The 20,385-nt window shown below is 46.5% G+C and carries 17 protein-coding genes; 13 read left to right on the top strand and 4 right to left on the bottom strand.

The window, feature by feature from the left end; genetic code table 11:
- Positions 1-12 precede the first annotated feature (12 nt).
- Positions 13-6,678, top strand: coding sequence for a DUF6443 domain-containing protein (locus tag ADICEAN_RS03195; RefSeq protein ID WP_083879662.1), 6,666 nt, complete (start codon positions 13-15; stop codon positions 6,676-6,678).
- A gap of 1,000 nt (positions 6,679-7,678) precedes the next feature.
- Here ADICEAN_RS03195 and ADICEAN_RS03180 read toward each other — a convergent pair.
- Genes ADICEAN_RS03180 through ADICEAN_RS03170 form a run of 3 tightly spaced genes read right to left on the bottom strand, consistent with a single transcriptional unit; the run spans position 7,679 to position 8,779 of the window.
- Positions 7,679-7,948, bottom strand: coding sequence for a hypothetical protein (locus tag ADICEAN_RS03180; RefSeq protein ID WP_009194082.1), 270 nt, complete (start codon positions 7,946-7,948; stop codon positions 7,679-7,681).
- Positions 7,949-7,977: 29 nt separating this feature from the next.
- Complete coding sequence (locus ADICEAN_RS03175; RefSeq protein WP_009194081.1) at positions 7,978-8,373, bottom strand: hypothetical protein; 396 nt, start codon at positions 8,371-8,373, stop codon at positions 7,978-7,980.
- A complete protein-coding gene (locus ADICEAN_RS03170) occupies positions 8,357-8,779 on the bottom strand; it encodes a hypothetical protein (protein WP_009194080.1) in 423 nt (140 codons plus the stop codon). The genes ADICEAN_RS03175 and ADICEAN_RS03170 overlap by 17 nt, the downstream gene beginning before the upstream one ends.
- A gap of 186 nt (positions 8,780-8,965) precedes the next feature.
- On the opposite strand from ADICEAN_RS03170, the gene ADICEAN_RS03165 reads away from it, so the two are divergent.
- From ADICEAN_RS03165 to ADICEAN_RS03155, 3 genes are all read left to right on the top strand, one after another.
- Positions 8,966-9,358: a helix-turn-helix domain-containing protein gene (locus ADICEAN_RS03165; RefSeq protein ID WP_009194079.1), complete on the top strand. Its 393-nt coding sequence runs from the start codon at positions 8,966-8,968 to the stop codon at positions 9,356-9,358.
- 76 nt (positions 9,359-9,434) lie between these two features.
- On the top strand, positions 9,435-10,256 hold the full coding sequence (locus tag ADICEAN_RS03160) for a HipA family kinase (protein ID WP_152426298.1): 822 nt from the start codon (positions 9,435-9,437) through the stop codon (positions 10,254-10,256).
- On the top strand, positions 10,253-11,134 hold the full coding sequence (locus ADICEAN_RS03155; protein WP_009194077.1) for a hypothetical protein: 882 nt from the start codon (positions 10,253-10,255) through the stop codon (positions 11,132-11,134). The genes ADICEAN_RS03160 and ADICEAN_RS03155 overlap by 4 nt, the downstream gene beginning before the upstream one ends.
- 278 nt (positions 11,135-11,412) lie before the next feature.
- Here the strand turns inward: ADICEAN_RS03155 and ADICEAN_RS03150 are convergent, their stop codons facing one another.
- Positions 11,413-12,096, bottom strand: coding sequence for a hypothetical protein (locus ADICEAN_RS03150; RefSeq protein WP_236612856.1), 684 nt, complete (start codon positions 12,094-12,096; stop codon positions 11,413-11,415).
- Positions 12,097-12,252: 156 nt separating this feature from the next.
- On the opposite strand from ADICEAN_RS03150, the gene cas6 reads away from it, so the two are divergent.
- Genes cas6 through cas2 form a run of 9 tightly spaced genes read left to right on the top strand, consistent with a single transcriptional unit; the run spans position 12,253 to position 19,980 of the window.
- Positions 12,253-13,056, top strand: coding sequence for a CRISPR-associated endoribonuclease Cas6 (gene cas6 / locus ADICEAN_RS03145; RefSeq protein ID WP_009194075.1), 804 nt, complete (start codon positions 12,253-12,255; stop codon positions 13,054-13,056).
- Between the two features lie 5 nt (positions 13,057-13,061).
- Positions 13,062-13,661 carry a hypothetical protein gene (locus tag ADICEAN_RS03140; RefSeq protein ID WP_009194074.1) on the top strand — a complete coding sequence of 200 codons (600 nt, stop codon included), beginning with the start codon at positions 13,062-13,064 and terminating at the stop codon, positions 13,659-13,661.
- Positions 13,661-15,805 carry a CRISPR-associated helicase/endonuclease Cas3 gene (locus ADICEAN_RS03135; RefSeq protein ID WP_009194073.1) on the top strand — a complete coding sequence of 715 codons (2,145 nt, stop codon included), beginning with the start codon at positions 13,661-13,663 and terminating at the stop codon, positions 15,803-15,805. The genes ADICEAN_RS03140 and ADICEAN_RS03135 overlap by 1 nt, the downstream gene beginning before the upstream one ends.
- A 2-nt stretch (positions 15,806-15,807) precedes the next feature.
- Positions 15,808-16,605: a hypothetical protein gene (locus tag ADICEAN_RS03130; protein ID WP_009194072.1), complete on the top strand. Its 798-nt coding sequence runs from the start codon at positions 15,808-15,810 to the stop codon at positions 16,603-16,605.
- A gap of 23 nt (positions 16,606-16,628) precedes the next feature.
- A complete protein-coding gene (locus ADICEAN_RS03125) occupies positions 16,629-17,117 on the top strand; it encodes a hypothetical protein (protein ID WP_009194071.1) in 489 nt (162 codons plus the stop codon).
- 19 nt (positions 17,118-17,136) lie between these two features.
- A complete protein-coding gene (locus tag ADICEAN_RS03120) occupies positions 17,137-18,201 on the top strand; it encodes a CRISPR-associated protein Cas7/Cst2/DevR, subtype I-B/TNEAP (RefSeq protein WP_009194070.1) in 1,065 nt (354 codons plus the stop codon).
- A gap of 4 nt (positions 18,202-18,205) precedes the next feature.
- Complete coding sequence (gene cas4 / locus ADICEAN_RS03115; RefSeq protein WP_009194069.1) at positions 18,206-18,709, top strand: CRISPR-associated protein Cas4; 504 nt, start codon at positions 18,206-18,208, stop codon at positions 18,707-18,709.
- Entirely contained in the window at positions 18,676-19,716 is a 1,041-nt protein-coding gene (cas1b, locus tag ADICEAN_RS03110) for a type I-B CRISPR-associated endonuclease Cas1b (RefSeq protein WP_236612855.1), read from the top strand. The genes cas4 and cas1b overlap by 34 nt, the downstream gene beginning before the upstream one ends.
- A gap of 3 nt (positions 19,717-19,719) precedes the next feature.
- Complete coding sequence (gene cas2, locus ADICEAN_RS03105) at positions 19,720-19,980, top strand: CRISPR-associated endonuclease Cas2 (RefSeq protein ID WP_009194067.1); 261 nt, start codon at positions 19,720-19,722, stop codon at positions 19,978-19,980.
- Positions 19,981-20,385: the final 405 nt, after the last annotated feature.

Below are 20,385 nucleotides of genomic sequence, written 5' to 3'. Positions count from 1 at the left end.
CACTTCTGAAATATGAATTTTACGTTTTTCTTGCAAAGAACTAAAGCTTGCATATTGTTTCTGCGCATAATGTTAGTGGTTTTTTTGGGTGCTTATACTATACAGTCTGAGGCTGCTATCATTCAAAATAGAATTGATACGACTTCACAAAATGTGCTAATTAAAGTATCAATAAATTTAGGTGATTTTGTAATCACAACCATGACAAATGGAGTGACTAAAATTGATCTAAGAAATGATGCAGAAACGAATCCCAGCGGGACATTAAATTCAAAGGATTTCAACCTTGGGGGAGAAACGAATTTTTCTACTTCTTCGAATATTGAGGGTATGGTTCCTGATTCAATCGAATGGAAGGTTTTGGAGGAGTTGTTCTACAGTACAGGTGGTAATTCTACTTGGATAAATAAGCAGCATTGGCTTGATCCTTCTGTTCATTTTAGTAACTGGCATGGAGTAGTTGTTACAAATGGAGATATTACAGGCATTAATCTCCATCAGAATGGATTAACTGGTTCGATACCTAAAGTGATCAATATACTTGCTGCGTTACGAAGCTTGCGCTTGGGGAGTAACCAGCTTATTGGCCCAATACCTAATGAATTGGGTAATCTGTCCAATCTTGAGTCCCTCGTTTTATATGGTAACAAGCTTAGTGGGACGATTCCTACTGAGTTAGCCAATATCTCATCTCTAAATCATGTACTATTAGGTAGTAATCAGCTTTCTGGTCCCATTCCTGTTGAATTAGCTCAGCTTCCTAACCTAGAGTCGCTCTGGCTATTTAATAACAAACTTAGCGGGACTATCCCAGCTGAGTTAGCCAATACCCCCTCCCTTACGCAACTCCTATTAGATAACAACCAGCTTTCTGGTCCTATTCCTGTTGAGTTAGCTCAGCTTCCTAATCTACAAGCGCTCTGGCTATTTAATAACAAACTTAGCGGGACTATCCCAGCTGAGTTAGCCAATACCCCATCCCTTACGCAACTCCTATTAGATAACAACCAGCTTTCTGGTCCTATTCCTGTTGAGTTAGGCAATCTGTATAATCTTCAGTCCTTAGGTTTATCTAGGAACCAAATTAGCGGAATGATTCCAGCTGAGTTAGCCAATATATCATCTCTTTCACAACTATTTGCATCGAATACTTCAATAGAAAGTATCCCTGATTTCTCAAATCATATTAATAAGCACAATCTTTATATAGATGTAAGTTCTAGTTATTTGTCTTTTAGTCAACTAGAACTTAATTTTGTAGGCGTAGGAGGTGTCCATCCATTTGATCATTTTTCCTATAGCCCTCAGTTGCAAGAGATTCAAGTTGTTAAACATTATTTATCGACTACATCTTCCTTTGTTATTCTTGCAAATAACGATACTGCAACATATAACTTGTATCAGTGGCAGAAGAAACTGGAAAATGGCAACTGGCAGAATATCTCAGGAGCCACTGGTGCTTCTTATGAGGCTGGTCTAAGTGTCGGTGAAACACAAGCCTTATTTCGCTGTGAAATTACCAACAGTTGGGTGACAAATTTAACCCTTTACTCTTCTACCTTTCACCTACAAGTAGAAAGTTCAGTAATACCAGGCAATCTCACTCCGATTGGTAACCGTCCCACAGATTCTCTTCCTACCCCTATTTCGCCGTCGACCAGGCCGGAGCCTGTTACGGTATCTCCCAAAGTCAATTACATCAGGACCTTTACGCCGAAGGTTGAGATTACTTCCTCTGCTTCTATAAGCTTCCAAAGTCCGGTAGAAGAGGTGGCCATCAGCACCCAGTACTTCGATGGGCTGGGCAGGCCCATTCAGGCAGTGAGTCGGCAGGCTTCTCCCTTGAAACAGGATATTATCCAGCCCATGGCCTATGATGCTTTGGGCAGGCAGCCCAAGCAATTTCTTCCCTATGTGCAGGGGGCCTTGGGCGAATACCGGCCTAATGGCTTGCAGGAGCAGTGGGACTTCTACCAGCAGCCGCCCGTAGCTGTTGCCTCTTCAGGCTATGCTTTTGCAGAACAGCTTTTTGAGGCTTCCCCCTTGGACAGGGTAATAAAAAGTGCTGCCCCCGGGGAGAGTTGGCGCATGGATGGCGACAGGGAGGTTTCCTTTGCTTGGCGCAGCAATACGATCGCTACTGATGGAGAGATTCCCATCTGGCAGGTAAATGAAAACAGTCTGCTGCCCCAAACTAATGGCACTTACCGAGAAAACCAGCTTTATATCACAACGACTACAGATGAGCATAGAAGTCAGGTACTGGAGTACAAGGATAAGCTTGGCCTGGTGGTGCTGAAGAAAGTGCAGCTTACAGATAATCCTTCACCTACCAGTACTGAGGATTACATGTGGACTTTTTATGTCTATGATGATTTTAACCGCCTGCGGGTCGTTATCCAGCCGGAAGGGGTAAAACAAGCACAGGCAGCTTCCTGGAACATCTCAGAAGACCTGGCCAAAAAGTTCTGCTTTCGCTACCGTTATGACGGCAGGGGGCGCATGATCGAAAAGTGGGTGCCTGGTGCCGATCCCGTGGAGATGGTCTATAACAAGCGAGACCTTTTGGTGCTTAGCCGCGATGGCAACCAAAAAGAAAAGAAGGAATGGAGCTTCACAAAGTATGACCAGCTTAATCGGCCCGTTCTTACTGGCATCTACAAAATTGACGCAAGCAGAGACGACATTCAGTTGCAGGCCAATGCCGATAATATCCAGGTAGAAGTAGCTGAGGCCAATACTGCTCATATGGGCTACAGCAGCAATGCCTTTCCTAGGATCATGCCCAATGCAGCAAGCACTAATAGCTACTATCTCTCAGTTACATACTACGACCACTATGACCTGGACCGGAATGGGGTTGAAGATGAGGCTATCTACCACCTTTCGGAATTAAGCCCCGAACCGGAGCCGGCCAGCAACAATATCGGGCGGGTAACAGCATCCAAGGTGCGGGTGCTGGGTAGTGCTGACTGGCTGACCACGCTATCTTTCTATGACAGCAAGGGAAGGCCCATCCAAACCCAGGCGGATAACCACCTTGGAGGCAGGGATATCTCCACTATACTGTATCGCAACGCAGTCAATGACGAGGTGCTGCTGACCAAACAGGAGCACACCAAGGAGGAAAACAGCCCGGCCCTTGTCTCCTATACCGAATTCACCTATGACCATAGCGGAAGGCTGCTGGATACCTACCATCAACTGGGCGATTCTCAGCAGGCAGCAGCAAACAGCGCAGCCGTACAGCAACAAAGTGCAGGGGCTGGGGCTGTTAGCTGGGCTTACCATACAGGGGTCGAAATTGATGGAAGCAAGATTACCAAAACAGCAGCCGCTGGCTGGGGCAATGCAGGAGCTTCCTCAACTGAACTGCTGGCAGCCAATACCCCCGGCTGGATAGAGTGGAAAGTCGCTGGCACCACCCAGGGCTATCAGATGGGCCTCTCCATCAACAATGCCAATCATAACTTCTCTACCGGTACCTTTGTCATCTGGGTGCACGAAGATGGAAAAGCGCGTGTGTATGAAAGCAACTCCTTCAAAGGCACCTTTGTCAATTATAGCATCGGCGATAGCTTTAAAGTAGAGCGACAGGGCACTACCATCCGCTATTACCACAATGGCAACCAGTTTTACCAGTCATTAGCCACTTCCACCGAACCCTTGCTGGTTGATATTACCATGCGGCTTCAGGGGTCGTATGTAGAAGCGGTACAGGCATCCTTTGTCAATACACCACCCCCTGCCTCCACGGCAGGCATGGCTACCTGGACATCCCATACAGGGGTGCTGGTAGAGGGGCGCAAAATCACCAAAACAGCACCTACAGGCTGGGGCAATGCCGGAGCTTCTTCCGAAGAGCAACTGGGCCAGAATGCTAATGGCTGGATCGAATGGAGCATCAGTGATGGGCCAAGAGAATACCAGCTGGGCCTCTCCGAGCAGAACCCCAACCATAACTTCTCCACGGGCACCTATACGCTATGGATCCATGGGGATGGCAAGGTAAGGGTCTATGAACGAGGCGGCTTCAAGTTTATACGCAATACCCTGTTTCAGACCGGGGACAGGTTCCGCATCGAGCGCCAGAATGGAAGCATTACCTATTATCATAACGGCATCCTGTTTTATACCTCAACGGAAACTTCCACAGCTTCGCTGCTGGTAGACATTGCTTTAAATAATCAGGGTACCTCAGTGGATGGAGTGAAGGCTTCCTTTATAGAAGGGGTCGATGAGCCCATCGCTTCTTCCAGAATCCTGCTCTCGCGCAATGCGTACAACGAGCTGGGCGAGCTCATCAGCAAAAAGCTGCACTCCGAGGATGAAGATCACCTTAGCTTCCTGCAAAAGATAGATTACCGCTACAATATCAGAGGCTGGCTGACCAGCATCAATGACCTGGAGGCAGACGCTCCAAATGTAGATGCCCTCTTTAGCATGAACCTCTACTACGATCGGGGCTTTCAAGAAAACGCCTTCAATGGCAACATTGCCGGCATGAAGTGGAAAAGCGCCAACAGTACTGAAGTGCAGGCCTATGGTTATCTCTATGACAGGGCCAACAGGATAAAAGGAGCCGACTATGTGGCAGGATCTCCTGGCAACTGGGATACCGCTGCTGACCGCTTCGATGTAGGCAACATCACCTACGATTTGAACGGCAACATTCTTAGCCTGGACCGCAATGGCTTGGTGCAGCAGAACGGGGAGCAGAAGATCTATGACAATATGGATAGGCTCGGCTATCGCTACAGCGGCAACAGGCTCCTAAACGTAACAGATGCAGGAAGCAGGGACCAGGGGTTCAAACAGGCCAGCACCACTTCGGCTGATACCTATTTCTATGATGCCAACGGCAACATGGAGCGGGACCTGAATAAAAACATCAACAACATAGGCTATAACCACCTGAACCTGCCCCAGGAAGTAGTAAAGGAGGATGGCAGTAAAATTGTCTACACCTATGATGCTGCCGGCATTAAGTTGCGCCAGCAGGTCTATGATGCTGCAGAACATCTGCTGCGCCAGGGGGATTATATCGGTGGCATGGTCTACGAAAACAAGCAGCTGCAGTTTATGCAGCATGCCGAAGGAAGGCTGGTGCTGGCGCAGGCTTCAGCCGATGTTGCCCCTGAGTACCAGTACCACCTAAAGGATCACCTGGGCAACGTGCGGCTAACCTTTACCTCAAGGCCGCAGGTAGATCATTATCTGGCCACTATGGAAACGGAAAACGCCCAAGAGGAAGAGTCCCAGTTTCTGAACATGCATCAAAGCCGGGCCCCGGTAATCCTTGCCCTGGACCATACCCATACCAATCCAAGGCGGGCCCTTGGCCATAGGCCGGAAGTAGCCAGGCTCAACGGCAGCAAGGGCGTCCATAAAGGACCCAGGAAAACCCTTCGGGTACTGCCCGGAGATACCATACGGGCCCAGGTATGGGCCAAGTACCTGGACATGCAAAAGAACAGGGGCATGAGCGCGGATGCCATTCTGATGGCCCTGTCGGGCGCTCCCGGCTTCAGTATGGCCACAGAGGCGGGGGGCACCCGAATCATCGGAGAGAACGGGGCCAGCATGCTGATGCGCTCCCCTACCGATGACAGCCCTCCAAAGGCCTTCTTAAGCTGGCAGTTTGTAGCCGACAGCAAGAGACCCCAGGACCATGACGGGGGCTTTAAGGCAGTGAGCCGCAAAGCGGCCATCGGCAGGGGCAATGCCGCAGGCCACCATGAACTGCTGGAAATTGAGTATATTGTCACCAAAGCAGGCTATATGAACCTGGAGCTGGACCTAGCCGATGGGCAGAGCTATTCGCCCGAAACCAGGGACATGGAAGTCTACTTTGATGACTTCCAGGTAAGTCACCACCATGGCCTGATCATACAGGAAGATAGCTACTACCCCTTCGGACTTACTTTTAACTCCTATCAGAAGGAAGGAGGACTCGAGAATAAGTATCTTTATAATGGTATTGAAAAGCAAGATGATATAGCAGAGGAATTTTACTTAGCGCATTATAGGAGTTACGATGCTTCTCTAGGTCGGTGGATGCAGACAGATCCTAAGGCATCTGAAAGAGAAAGTCCTTATGTGGGTATGGGTAATAACCCTATATTATATTCTGACTTTTTAGGAGATACAATCAGGGTAAGAGGTTCAGAAGAATTCGTTGCCCAATTCAATAAAGACAGAGCAGAGTTAGAAAAGACAAAAGCAGGAAAAGCTTTATTTAAATATTTAGATGAACATGAAAAAGATGTAACTATAACTGAAGCCTGGAGTGTAGTGGGAGTGATTAAGAATTTCTTTAGTGAAGGATCAGGAGACGCGGATAACCTTGCTGAAACTAGCACAGATATAGATCATCGACCTGATGGCTACCATGCAAAAATTGAATATTCTCAGGCAGATGGCGTTGAGGTTGACGGAGTTAAATCCAAATCTTATTTGACATTGAATCATGAACTATCACATGCAAAAGACATTCTAGATGGCACTTATGAAAAGGAAGTAAAAGCTAACCCAAGTACCGCAGTTGAAAAGTCAGAAATAAGGGCAGTCCAAAGAACTAATGAAGTGAGACAAGAGAAAGGAATAACACCATTGCGGACGAAGTACACCTTAAGAAATAAGGTTATAAATATACCTGTAGGACCGAAAAAGAAATAAATATGGGTAGGCTCAGATACTTTGATATAATATATTTTATAATCGCCTGTTTTGCTGGTTATCAATTGATTCAGAACCTTTTTGGAAACAGTGAACCCATATTTAGTTATCCTATCACCACGGGATGGTATGTACTTATCTTCCTGTTTTGGTCCTTTTGGTTATTAGGAAGTTTGGGAATGGTAATGAAGAAAAAGTACTCATTCTTACTTCTTTTATCTGTATCGATCCTATCCTTGATAGCATTAGTGTTCAGCTTTAGGTACATCATTTATGATGATTTTAAAGCTCAACTTATATTTTATCTAGAATTAGCACTAGCAATGTTGGTGTTGGTAGATATAAACTTAAAGAGAACAAAAAGGATGCTGGGGATTAGTGCCTATGGTAAGTACTATCTTGCAGGAGGAACACTTTTTGTTTTTCAAGCATTGTTGTTTCTGCTGATAGATAAACATTGATGTTTGCCTCTAAACGAAAAAGCCCTTACCGCCCGGCGCAGTAGGGGCTTTTTCCTTCCAGCCCATTAAGAACCTGTAGTGGCCCTTTGCCCTTCCTGCCGTCAGGGCCAAACCTTCCTTGGGTCAGGTTTGAGGAAAAGCGGAATTCCCTCTATCAGGGCCTACGCGGCGCGGCCAAATAAAAACATGCCAAGCCAAGCTACTGCCAAAGTGCATTACGCTTGCCTGCTTCCTCCGCACTATGTCCACCCTCTTACTCAGAGAAACGAAGATTTTGAAGTAGACAGCAGCTTGAAACCTAGCCAAATCCTTAGCAAGGAGGAGCATCATAAGCAGGTGTCGACAGACCTAGAAGCTATTGAAGATTTTTTTTATTGTGGGTAGACAGTCCCCTGCAGAAAGCTACTGCAGCCCAAAAATTATCTACAATCAGGTGTCGACAGCTGACAATAGTCAAGATAGGGAAGGAAAGGGCCATTGTAATCAGCCTACAATCAGCGCCTGTTCCGATGGGGAGGGAGAGAGGAAAGTCGTTTCACTTATCTCTCATCCACCGCCTCATCCACTTTTTTAAAAAAGCCAATCAGCCAGTACATGTTCTCGGCGATGCGGTCGAAATTCAGGGGCGGGCCTTCATGGGTGAAGATGATGTAACTGAGATAAACTTCCAGTAGGTTCTCCCGAAATTCCCTGGCCGAGGTGAAGTCCAACAGCTCGTGGAGCTTTTCGATGACCTTATGGTTAAGGGGAGAATCCTTGGGGAGCAGGATCACTTTGTGCTTGTCTGCAGTTTCGTTTTGTGGTTCCATGGTTCGGTAAGTTTAGGTGTGTAGTGGCCTTAATGCTTTCTCCTGTTCTTGTCATACCATTTGCGGTACCAGTATTGGTGGTACATATTGCGCCAGGCAGTATGGCGCTGGGTGATCTTGCGGGAGGCTTCCCTGGGCCAGAGCAGGCCGATGGCTCTGAGTTCCTCCAGCATCAGGCGAATGTCTTCGGGGGTGTAGTGCTGCTGGCCATAGTCGCAATGGAGAAGGTACTCCTCCAGCAACTGACGGGCCGGGCCCTGCCTGCTGTAGCTTTCCCCGCCCAGGGTGGTGAGAAAGTCCAGGATGAGCTTTTCGGGATCCACAGCCAGCAGGCGGCAGAGCATCCAGCTGTGGGCAGGAAAGAGCAGCCGGATCTCGACGATCTGAGCCCCTTCCCAGGGCTTTTTCTTAAAGGGCAGTTTCATGGCAGGAGAAAGCTGAAGTGGAAATAGAAGCAGCGGCTTGCAGGGAAAGGATCCGGCTGCGGCAGATGCAGCGGGCAATGAGCAGCAGCTTTCGTGCCCTAGCCAGCAGGATGTGGCATTGCGTGCTGCTGATGCTGTAGCCCGCGCTATTACGGGTCCCGCTGGAGGCAGTTTTCAGCTTTTCCTGCAGCTCGGAGCGCTGGGCATTACCGGCTTTTTCGAGCAGGACCAAAAAATCTAGGCAGTAGGGGTAGGGGACAGGGGCTACGTTGGTGTCTATACCAGTGAGTGCTGGTTGCGGCAGCAGCAGGACTTTTTCAGGAGCGACCAGGGCCTTGATCAGCTCAAGGGCCTGCTCCAGTTGTTGCTGCTCCAGAGCAGGGAGATGGTGGAAGGAGGTGTGCATGGCAGGTTCATTTTAGTGGTGGACAAGTCTGGATATCTCATTTTTTCGTATCTTGCTGTTAAAGATTGTTATCAGCTTTATTCTGTGAAGAAACAGCTGATTGGCCTTGTATCCCACAAGCAGCCCTTGTAGCATACAGCTGCCTGCTTGTTTTACACCACAAAGACTTAGCTTAAACTTGTCGCTATGAAAGCCGCCACCATGCCGGAACCCGTTCATGAAGGAAGAAATGTAAAGCGCATTCGCGAGATCCTGGGCATCAAGCAGGATGCCCTGGCCTTTGAACTGGGCCTTAGCCAGCAGGCCGTATCACAGATGGAACAGAAAGAAAAACTCGAACCCGAACTGCTGCAGAAAGTAGCCTCTCAGCTGGGTGTGCCCGTAGAGGCCATCAAGAACTTTAGTGAGGAGAAGGCTGTGAATTTCATATCAAACACCTTCCATGATAACTCAGCAGGTGTAAATAATCACTATAACTTCAACCCCATCGACAAGATCGTCGAGCTATACGATGCTCTGCTGAAAAGCGAGCGGGAGAAGATTGCCCTGCTCGAACGGATGATGGAGGAAAAAAAGTAGTAGGGCTAGTGCCTTCTGCCGTCTTGACTGCGCTTTTCATTTGTGCTTCCCTGCGCTAGAATAATCTATCAAACCATTGCTTACTCCCATCAGGAACATAGTTGCTACAAAAGTACTGCGGGAATATACAACTCAGGGAAGCGGTCCATTACTGGTATTGGGCAATGATGATCAACTGTATGTTGCTAAGTTCACTGATCAGCAACATCCTTATCGGGAGCTTATTAATGAAGTGATTTGTGGTTACATGGCCCAGGTCTGGGGGCTTCAGGTTCCTGAAATGGCCATCATCACCATTCCGCCTCATGTAGCACAGGACTTTCACTACTCTTCCAGATATAAGGAGTCGTTTTTTGAACAGCCTTTGTTTGGATCCCTATTGGTTGAGCTGGCATCGGACTTTTCTCCATATATAGGCAGCCTGTCCAAAAAAGAATACCAGGATTTTGAATACGGGCCTGAGCTACTTCTGATTGGCGTCTTTGATCTTTGGATAGGTAACAGGGATCGCAAAAAGAGCAACCCTAATATTCTGCTTTCTCAGAACTCTGACAGCGGAAAATTTTGTTTTCATCCCATAGATCATACGGCTGCTTTTGCCTATCAGCCCTATCATAAGGTCCGGGATGCTATGGTACATGTCCCGGAAAGCATTATGGACTGTGGCTTTGTTCGCTCGATCTGTAGGTTTGAAAACCATAAGGTGTTGGAGAATTTGGCGGGAAAAGTAGAGATTTGTATAAAGAATACGTTAGAAGAGTTAGATTACATCTTTGATCAGGTTCCTAAAGACTGGGGCTTCTCTAAGAAGCAACGGAAAAAGCTCAAGGAGTTTTTTGAAGATGAGGCTAGGAATAAGCGCATTGCTGCTTCATATTTAAGTTATTTAAAGAAATGAAAAGCTTTTACAGCATCGTACGGTATGTGAGCAACCAGTGGAGCAATGAGAACATTGCCGTTGGCCTGCTGGCTGTGTCCGGCAAAAAAGTTTTCTTTCAACTCTCTGACCGTAAGCTTAAGCTCACCCAAAAACTTAATCCTGCTGCCCAGCGTCTATTAAAATTTTCTCTCTCCCAGTTTGAGCAGTTCGTTGAAAAGGAACAGGATGCTTTAGTGGAAAAGGCTCAGGCATCCCTGCTTGCGCAAAGCAGTAAAATTGACCTGGCTTTTGCTAAACAGCTGCACGCTTATAATACCGGCATTCTACAGTTCTCAGTGCCGGAGCTTATAGACAGGGAATTTGACCAAAAGTCTTTTGGGAAGTATTTTGTAAAAATTATCGATGCCCAGGTGCCTAAAAAGAATGAGGTACAGGAAAGTGAGTTTGTCAGACGCATAGCTGACAAACTATACAAGCCACTGGAGGACAAGGTAGACGTTAACTATACCTTGCAAAAGCAGGCGCTACCTACTCTGTATTTCGATTATCATTTGGATAATATTGGAGTAAACGGGGCGATCATTGCCTCATCGTCTATTGATCTGAACAATGAGCGCATCGATGTGCTGCAAAAGAAATTGGCCGAATACGAGTCGGTTGTTGAGCGCCTGAAATCCTTTGGAGAACGGAATCAGCTCAGCTCTGAGCATGTATTCTATCTGATCGCGGACTCTTATAAAGGAACCACCGCTTCAAATATGGAGCTGGATGGTCTGCTGGAAGGGGGACTTGGAAAATTTCAGCGTGTTTCTACTTTTGAGCTTGATAAAATTGTTCAGCGGGTAGAAGAGAAAAATGCCACTAAATTCTCCAGCCTCTTAGCTGAGGTTATATGAGCACAAATTTTCAATTTAGAGGCCTGCATAGTTCAGGCCTTTAAATTGGTGCCGGATATATTCCCCCTGGATGCTAATTTCTCCCAAGCCTGATTTATGTGTGAATAAGTACTTATCTGTACGGATAAACCAAGGTCTGTAGTTGGCCTTGATTGTTTCGCCCCTTCATCAGTAATATACAAGCTAATTACAGCACCCCCCACTTAGATCATGTCATCATTAGCTCTCCCAAAGCTGATGCGACTCTCTCTATGGTATTTCTGTTAACCGGCTGGTTTTTAGGTATGTTCAATTCGTTCCTTAATCATGTCAAAGGCAATAGTTTGCTCTCTTACTTTTCCTATTCTGAGAGCATCAGTCAAGGCCATTAACTCATAGTATTTTTTGTCTTTCAGACAGGCTTCCGGAGTATTTGGATGGAGGGGCTTAATGGCCTGGCCTCTGACATTCCCTTTTCCATAGGGCCAGACATACTGTTCGGCACTAACGATTTCAGAATTCAGGGGAGGGGCAGAATGAGCTGTTCCAATGCCTCTAACCATAGAGCCGGGTTGTTGGGGATATACGAATCGCAGCCCCGACTTTAAAAAGTCCAGGAGGGACAATTTTCGTAGTGTTCTCTTGTCACTGCTTATTAAGCCGGCAATCATGGAGCGATTAATGCTTTCACTTATTTCACTGGCACTTATTTCAAGTTCATAGGCCAGGTCTTTCATGAACCAGGGCTCTTTCCCCTTGCTGGCTATTTTAAGTAGGACGGCTATATCATGAGGGCGCATGCCACTATGCTTTTTCATAAAGTATGCTGGTTTATCAGTAAAGATATCTAAATAATTCTCAATTCGCGAATCAAGAATTGTAATGATATTTTTCCTCTGTTTTGAACATAGGGCAGTAGCTCCTTTGCGATTGTATTCAGCTTGATTTAAAAAAATGTACTGTGCTACAGGATAAAGACTCAATTATAGTCGGTTTGTGACATCTATTCGATTGAATGTCAGGGAGTAAATGGGGGGATTGAAGTAGAGCATATTTTAGGAGAAGTTTTATGAATTGCTATAATGAATTTTGTTAGGGTTATTCTTATATTGATTGGGCTACCATTATTGATATTCTGCATGCGCTTTCAGTTTACCCTGGTGATAAAGGGCAATCGCCGGTTCCTTCCACTTAACTATCAATACGAGCTCTCCTCCTGGGTCTATAAGCGCATGGCTGCTGCCGATGCTGCTTATGCTGATTTTCTACATCAGAAAGGGTATGGAGCAGGAAGTAAAAAATTTAAGCTTTTCTGTTTCTCTCCGCTCATGTTGCAACCCTACAGGATTCATAAAGACCAGGGTGTATTTGAACTTTTGGGTGAGGAAATCCAACTGCAGGTAGGTTTTATGGCTGAGCAAGCTGCCGAAGCTTTTATTAAAGGGGTATTCATCCATCAGCACCTGGGCCTGGGAAACCGCATCAGTCAGGTCGATATGGAAGTGGCAAAAGTAGCAACTCTTTCGGAACCCCACTTTCAGGAATGCATGCACTACAGTGCCCTTTCGCCTATTGTCATCAGCCGCTTTGAAGAAGGCAGGCGGTATGCTCAATACCTGCACCCCTCTCATCCTCAGTATGCCGATGCCTTATTAAGCAACTTGGTAAATAAATGGGTGGGATATCAATCGTCCAAGGAGTTAGTAGGAGCTGGCGGAGCTATAGAAGGGTGGGAGGAGAAAGCGTTACAATTCCGCTTACTTACTCCAGAGCCAAAATCAAAGATGGTCACCATCAAAGCCCTCACCGATCAGGAGACAAAGGTGCGCGGCTATTTATTTGATTTTAAGTTACAAGCTCCGATAGAGATACACCGACTCTTGTATGCAGCGGGGGTTGGGGAGAAGGGAAGTATGGGGTTTGGGTGGGTGGAGAAAATCTAAAATTTATGAACCTATATATACTCAAATTCAAAGGACATTTCGCATTCATAAAGCCTTGGACGGCGGTGCGGGATGAGAAAACCTTTAGCCAGCAATTTCTTACGCCATCAATGGTAATAGGCATGGAAAAAAAGCTTTTCCCAGAACTGCTTCAACTAGATTATGATTTACCACAAAAGATTGTGAGGCATCGCCTTATTTATTCGGGCGTAGTTGAGCAGCAGGAGCAAACGCAAACAAGAGGATGGAATAAAAAGGGAAGAGGAAGCAATGCCAGCGCCGAGCGGCCAAGGTCTATTTTAACAAGGGGTGTGCTCTTATATCCTGAATTGTACTTGGCCTTTGCAAGTGCCGAAGATGCAGCCCGAGCTGCGGAACAGCATATTTGTTTGGCCCGCAACGAAGACCTGATGTTTCCCGATGGTGAGCCTAATGAAGTAGAAGAAGAAATATTCAATTCTGATGGAGATCAATTTCCAGGCATCGAATTATTATTTCAGCAGGGTGAGGGCGCTTTTCTAGTTGGATATAATCGCTTTGCCGACGGAAAACCTATGTATGGCAAAATGCATATCACGAAGATTCCTAATGTACTAAGCTTCTGATGGTACTTTATCCCGAAATTTTGGCCAAAGGAGATCCGGAAAACCTTCCATTGCACCTACATCTGCAGTATGTATTGGAAGCAGTAGAGCAGTTTGCTCAATACAGGGGCATGGATCTTTCGCTAGCTCGGGCAGGAGCGGTATTGCATGATCTTGGGAAATGCCATCCCTACTTTCAGGCACAATTGCAAGGGCGACGAAGAGAAGCCAATGAATGTCCCTACAGGCACGAAATAGGCTCATTGTTCTTTCTCCATGCTTTCGAGAAGGAAAGTCATCCTGCGCTTATTGAAATGGTAGTGAGCCATCATAAATCTATTTATGAAGATGCAGGCCAAAAAGGTTTGTTGGACCTGGATAACGATTGGGCTCGGGAGGATTTGCTGGAAGTGTACCTAAAGGATTGGGACAATTGGCAGCAAAAGGGGATTGACTTTCTGCAAGCGTTCGGTTATGCCTGTAAGCCGATTGCCAAAGAAGATGCTGCATTATTGCTGCAGGAGATTATTCAATATTGTGAGGACCTTGATGCGGGTCCGTCGGAATGGAAAGGGGTGTTGATGGGTGGAGATTACTTTGCCTCTGCACTGGCAAAAGATACTGGCCATTATTTACAAAATCTTTTCCAAGTACCTGATCTTTCCTTTTATCATTCCAGGCAAAATGAATTATATCCTTTATCGCTTTACCCATCTGAAAGTAATAAGCCTCACACCTTGGTAGAGGCACCAACGGGTGCTGGTAAAACAGATTATTTAGTGAGGCGCTGCCAGGGGAGAATGTTTTACACACTCCCGTTTCAGGCTTCCATAAATGCTATGCATCAGCGTTTTGAGGATAGTTTACGGCCAGGAAATCCCGATATATCTATCCGGCTTCAGCATGCCACTTCACACATGAAGCTGGTGGGGAAAAAGAATATAAAACAGGAAACTGCTTTGCAGGGATTATTTGGTGCCAGTGTAAAAGTCTTAACCCCACACCAATTGGCCGGACTTGTGTTTGGCCTAAGAGGATATGAAGCTTTAGCACTGGACTTGGAGGGATGTGATATAATACTGGATGAAATTCATACCTACTCTAAAGTAAGTCAGAGCATAGTGTTGAAACTGGTGGAAGTACTGGATGCATTAAACTGCCGCCTGCATATCGGCACGGCCACCATGCCTACAGTGCTTAGAAACAGATTGATAGAAATTCTTGGCCAGGACCGAGTGTATACTGTTTCACTAAAGCAGGAGGAACTTCAGGCTTTCAATCGCCACGATGTTTTTAAACTGGTGGGTTTGAAAAAAGCTCTGCAGCTGTTAAAAGCCCATAGTCAAAAACAGGAAAAAATATTGGTAGTAGCCAATACCGTAGCGGCTGCTCAGCAGTGTTATAAGTACGCTAAGAAGCACAGTGGGTATGAAAAAGTAATGCTGTTGCATAGCCGTTTTAAGCGAGGTGAGCGTGCTGAGCGAGAAAATCTATTGACTGCATGGAATGCTCAAGAGGGGCCTTGTATGGTAATAGCAACCCAGGTGGTTGAAGTAAGCCTGGATATCAGCTTTGATGTGCTTTTTACAGAAGCGGCCCCACTAGATGCCTTATTACAGCGGTTTGGCAGGGTGAACAGAAAGCGAACAAAAGAGACAATTGGACTATCAAAGCCTGTCTACATCTTGGAAGCAAGGGCAACCACCAGGCCTTACGAACCAGATATTGTGAAAAGAAGCTTTGAAGCACTTCCAGATGGAGCAGTGTTGCAGGAAAATAGTGTTCGCCAAATGTTGGATGAAGTGTATCAAAAGCTGGACGAAGAATACTCCATACAGGATCAGGAGATTTACGCCGATGGCCGCTGGCAGTTTGCTAAACTTCGGCATAAGAGCAAATCAGTACTTCTTGAGGCCTTAGAAATTGATTCGGCTCTGTGCATTACAGCCGAAGATCAGGAAGAATATGAGCGGCTTAATTTCTTTGATCGCATGCAATTTGAAATCCCGGTTCGCTATAGAAGCATTGCCCATTTAATTATAGGTCAGAGTAAACTGGGCTCAAAGCCTTTTATTGTCTCCAACGAAATCTATTCAAGCGATCTGGGATTGCTGGTTCCGAAGAAGGAGAAACAAAAATTTAATCCTGAGCAACAGTTCTTTTAACTATGTACGCATCAGTAATAGGACAAACGTTCCTTCAGGCCTTTAATCAAAGGCAAGGGACAACGCATAGCGCAAAGACATTCTTTAGTGAGGTATTTCATCCTCTCTTTTACAATCACGATAAATATCTGCAATGGGTAATTAACTCACCGCTTGTAAATCCATTTCCTAAAACAGGGGAGGCCAGAATTCAGCAACTGTTAAAACTTCAGGAAAAGATTTTGGCCGTAGAGCCAGATGGTAGCTTTGCCATAGGCTACCCGGCAGCAGAAGAGAAGGAGTATGCAACAACATCAGGCCAGGTTACTAATCTAAGTCTGCAGTCAGAGGAAGATCTCATTTATGCCAGCTGGATTGGGAATGGTTTTGGTATAAGGGTTTCAGGTGGCTTATGTCTTTTAATAAATGAGGCTGAGCTCTTACTAGAATTGTTTGATGGCTGGCAGTATTACAGGAACAATTACCTCAACAACAAATCCTATCCAAACCTAAAAGGCAATCAGGTGGAGGCCTGGAATGGTCAGTGGTTGGTGCATCGGTTTGGTGCAAAGTCAATTCAAGTAAGCAACTGGCGGCTGGAACAAAAAGCTTTTGATGAGGGGATGAATCAGGTAATTACCTCACACTGGCCAAAAGTATTGTTCGCATTGTCTCGCTTATTCAAAGGCGAAGCAGTATCAGCCTATGTCTATGCCTTTAGCCAGATGAATACCACAATAGGCTTTGTATCCCTTCATCTCGCAGAGGTCAAAAAGGCGCTTACCCTTTACCAGGAAATTTTGGCAAAAACGACTATTTAAATAATGCCCCGCTCATCGAAAGCATGTACGGAGGCCATTTTTCCTTTCATAAAGCCTGTCAGTTTGGGGCGATAGGTTTGCGAGCTCTGGAACCTGCGGATTTCCGCGCTCTATTTGAGAAGCAGACCATCAGAAAACCCAAAAGCGAAGAAGACCACCATCTACAAGAAGTTCAAATCAAAGTATTTAAAACCTGGATATTAGCCATGCTGAACAACAAAGAATTGCATGAGGAAGCGAAATTGCTCGTGCAGCACCTTACCGAGTACGAAATGAGTAAGGACAAGGGGATTAGTACCAAGCGATCTAATGAGGTGGAAAAGATTATATCCTCAGCTAAGCCAGAACTGTTCATTATTGCTCTAGCTGCCATTGCAGAAGACTTTCCCCAACCCCAGGCCCTTCGCAGAATTGTAGAGCAATTAACACGGCTGCCTGAAGATCGGGTGAAGTACCTTATTGCTCTCCTCAAGTTTGAGCATGCCCTTCAGAAAAACCAAAACCTAGCCTAACCCAAAAATTTATCATACTATGAATCCATACCTTTATATCAGAACCCTGAAGCATGCCGATCATACTGTATTTTGTGTAGAAGATGGCCAAAAAAGATACTACGACCCTATTTTCAACAAGCAAGTACCCTATTCCAGTGGCCAACAGGTGAAGCGCTCAATGCTCACCACCCTAACCGATCGATTAAATGAGCAGCCAGCCCCAGTTACTTTCTTCTTCGACTTAAATGCAAAAAATCAATTAGGAGAAGGAGAAGCATATACAGAATGTGATCCTACTTATGCTGATCAGCTTTTTGGTGGCTGGATGCGGGCGGAAAGCGGTGGTAAAAAAAGAACCATCAAGCGCAGAAGTCCGCTTTCCATTTCTGCCATGCGTTTACTGCATCCTCTCTTGGGGGGAATAGAAAAAGAAAACATAACCTTCGACCGAAGCGAACGGCCTGGCATTCACAATGTGATTGTTCGTGATGCAAAAGGTAATGCAATTCCCGAAGCCCAGGTAGAAGAACTATTAGAAGGTTCTGACAGAAGCCTTCGCCGTAAATGGATCCCAAACAATACTCGGGCTTCAGGTTTATTCGTACAGGACATAGCTATAGACATGCGCACGCTTTTCAGTGTATCGCTGGATGGGTATGAACCGGAATTATCTCCGGAAACCATAGAAAAATTGCGTAGCAATGGTTGGGTAGAATCGGCTAATGTATTTGGAAAATGCCTGATATGCCCGGCAGAGAGAAGGAAAGAATTGATATCTGCCCTGGCATATGCTTTGGTAAACTGGCGTATCACCAGCAATCAGGCGCGTACCTATAGCCCAATGGAAACCCTTGCCTTGGCCATTGGCCAAAATGCCAATACCATCACCTATGCAATACAGGCAAAGTTAGATGAGATAGAAGCTGGCAAGGCATTACCAAGCTTAAATAACGCTATTCAAGATGTTAATTTATTTGTATCTCCTGCTGCAGAAGGGTTTGTGACAGAAAAGGGTATGCCAGATGCGTTATATCAGGCGGAACTATTTATTGTTGAAACCCTCGCTAGTTTCAATTATGAGAATCAATTGAGCAAAAAATAAGCTTTTGCCTGAAATTACTCCCACCCTTCTGAATTATCATTTTCTGTGCGACAGAAAGGTGTGGCTCCATGCACACGGCATCCGCATGGAGCATACCTCGGAGGTGGTTGCCGATGGTAAGTTCGTACACGAAAACAGCTACCCCCAGCGAGCGCAGCGCTACGAAGAGCTGCAGCTGGGGCCTGCCAAGATCGATTACTACGATGCTAAAAATAAAGTGGTGCACGAAATCAAGCGCAGCAACAAGGCCGAAGAAGCCCATCGTTGGCAGGTTAAGTATTACCTCTGGCTGCTGGAGCAGGCAGGTATAGCGGGCGCCACCGGCCTGCTGGAGTACCCGGCCCTTCGACGTACGGAGACCATTACATTGGAAGCGGATGATAGAGCCCGGTTACAACTGCTGCTGCAGGAGATAGATACACTTATAACCCTGCCCCAGCCGCCGGAGCGGGTGCAAAAACGCATCTGTAAGGGATGCAGTTACTACGATTTTTGCTGGAGCGAATGAAAAAGACCTATTACCTCTTCAACTCCGGTCGTCTGAGCCGCCAAGACAATACCCTAAAATTTACACCCGTCGACCAGCAGGGACAAGAGGGATCAGCCAGATTTCTGCCGGTCGAGAACGTAGCAGAGCTTTATTGCTTTGGAAGTCTGGATGCCAACAGTACCCTGTTCAATTTCCTGGGGAAGGAAGGCATCAGCGTGCATTTCTTCGACTATTATGAGCATTACACCGGCAGCTTTTGCCCCAGGGAGTACCTGCAGGCCGGTCGGCTGCAGGTAGCCCAGGCTCTGCATTACAGCAAACCCAAAAAACGCATGGCGCTAGCCTGTAAGGTAGTAGAGGGAGCGGGCTTCAACATGCTTAAAAACCTTCGCTATTATCAGGGGCGCGGCCGTCAGCTCGACGCATGCATTGCCGCCATTGAGCGGCACATGATGGAGCTTTCCGGTGCGGCCGATGTGCCCACCCTAATGGGGTTGGAAGGAAATATTCGTCAATGCTATTACGCAGCCTTTGACGATATCTTGCAGCAAGACGAACTGAAGCTGGAACGCCGCAGCAAGCAGCCACCCCACAACGAGGTAAATGCCCTTGTCAGCTTCGGAAACATGCTATGTTATACCCTTTGTCTCGACCAGCTTTACCACACTCAGCTAAGCCCGACCATTAGCTTTCTGCACGAGCCGGGTGAGCGGCGTTTCAGCCTGGCCCTCGACCTGGCCGAGATCTTCAAACCCCTGCTGGTAGACCGCACCATTTTCAGTTTACTGAACAAGCGTCAGCTCTCTGCTTCCGATTTCGACCGGAAGCTGAACGGTATCCGGCTGAAGGAGGGTGGCCGAAAAACTTTCATTCAGGCTTGGGAAGAGCGTCTGCAGCAAACCATCAAGCACCGAAGCCTGGGTCGCTCTGTCAGCTACAAGCACCTGGTGCGGTTGGAGTGTTATAAACTAAGTAAGCATTTGCTGGAGATACAGCCTTATGAACCCTTCAAAGCCTGGTGGTAGCCCATGTACGTAATCGTGGTATATGATGTGGACCAGAAACGCACCGGTAAAATGCTTAAATTGTGCCGGCGCTATCTGCATTGGATCCAGAACTCCGTATTGGAAGGAGAGCTCACCCCCATGCAGCTCAAGCAGTTCAAGGCAGAAGCCCACAAACTCATGCAGGACAACGACAGCCTGATTGTGTTTGCCAGCCGGGATGAGAAATGGCTTGAAAAGGAAGTGTTGGGTGCCGAGCGAGGCAGCACCGATACCTTTCTGTAGTCGTCGACGTACTCCCATGTCGTAACCTCCTGGCTTTGCTGTCCCTATAAAACTGCTGAAAACCTTGTTTACAGGTAGCGGAGCAGGTCGTCACACTCCAGGGCAAATCCTATTACTGCCCTTCGACGATCAGCACCTAGCCTTTCTGATACATTAGCCTTGATTTAAGATCAGTTTAGGCCTATTTTTAACCTCAAGGCCACGGCCTTTAATCGCACTATGGTAGGATTGAAATAGCATAGCGAGGTGCTTACCTGGCCAAAAACCACGGACCTTTAATCGCACTATGGTAGGATTGAAATGTTGATGGCGGCGCCCAGGTCGGGGTTCTTGGCCAGCCTTTAATCGCACTATGGTAGGATTGAAATATCATTAGGACATCCAGGCAAAGGATTTTCCTCCATT

It is taken from the genome of Cesiribacter andamanensis AMV16 (assembly GCF_000348925.1).
Classification (GTDB): domain Bacteria; phylum Bacteroidota; class Bacteroidia; order Cytophagales; family Cyclobacteriaceae; genus Cesiribacter; species Cesiribacter andamanensis.
Note: the sequence above shows the minus strand (reverse complement) of the source record. Positions and strands in the feature narration are given on the sequence as shown.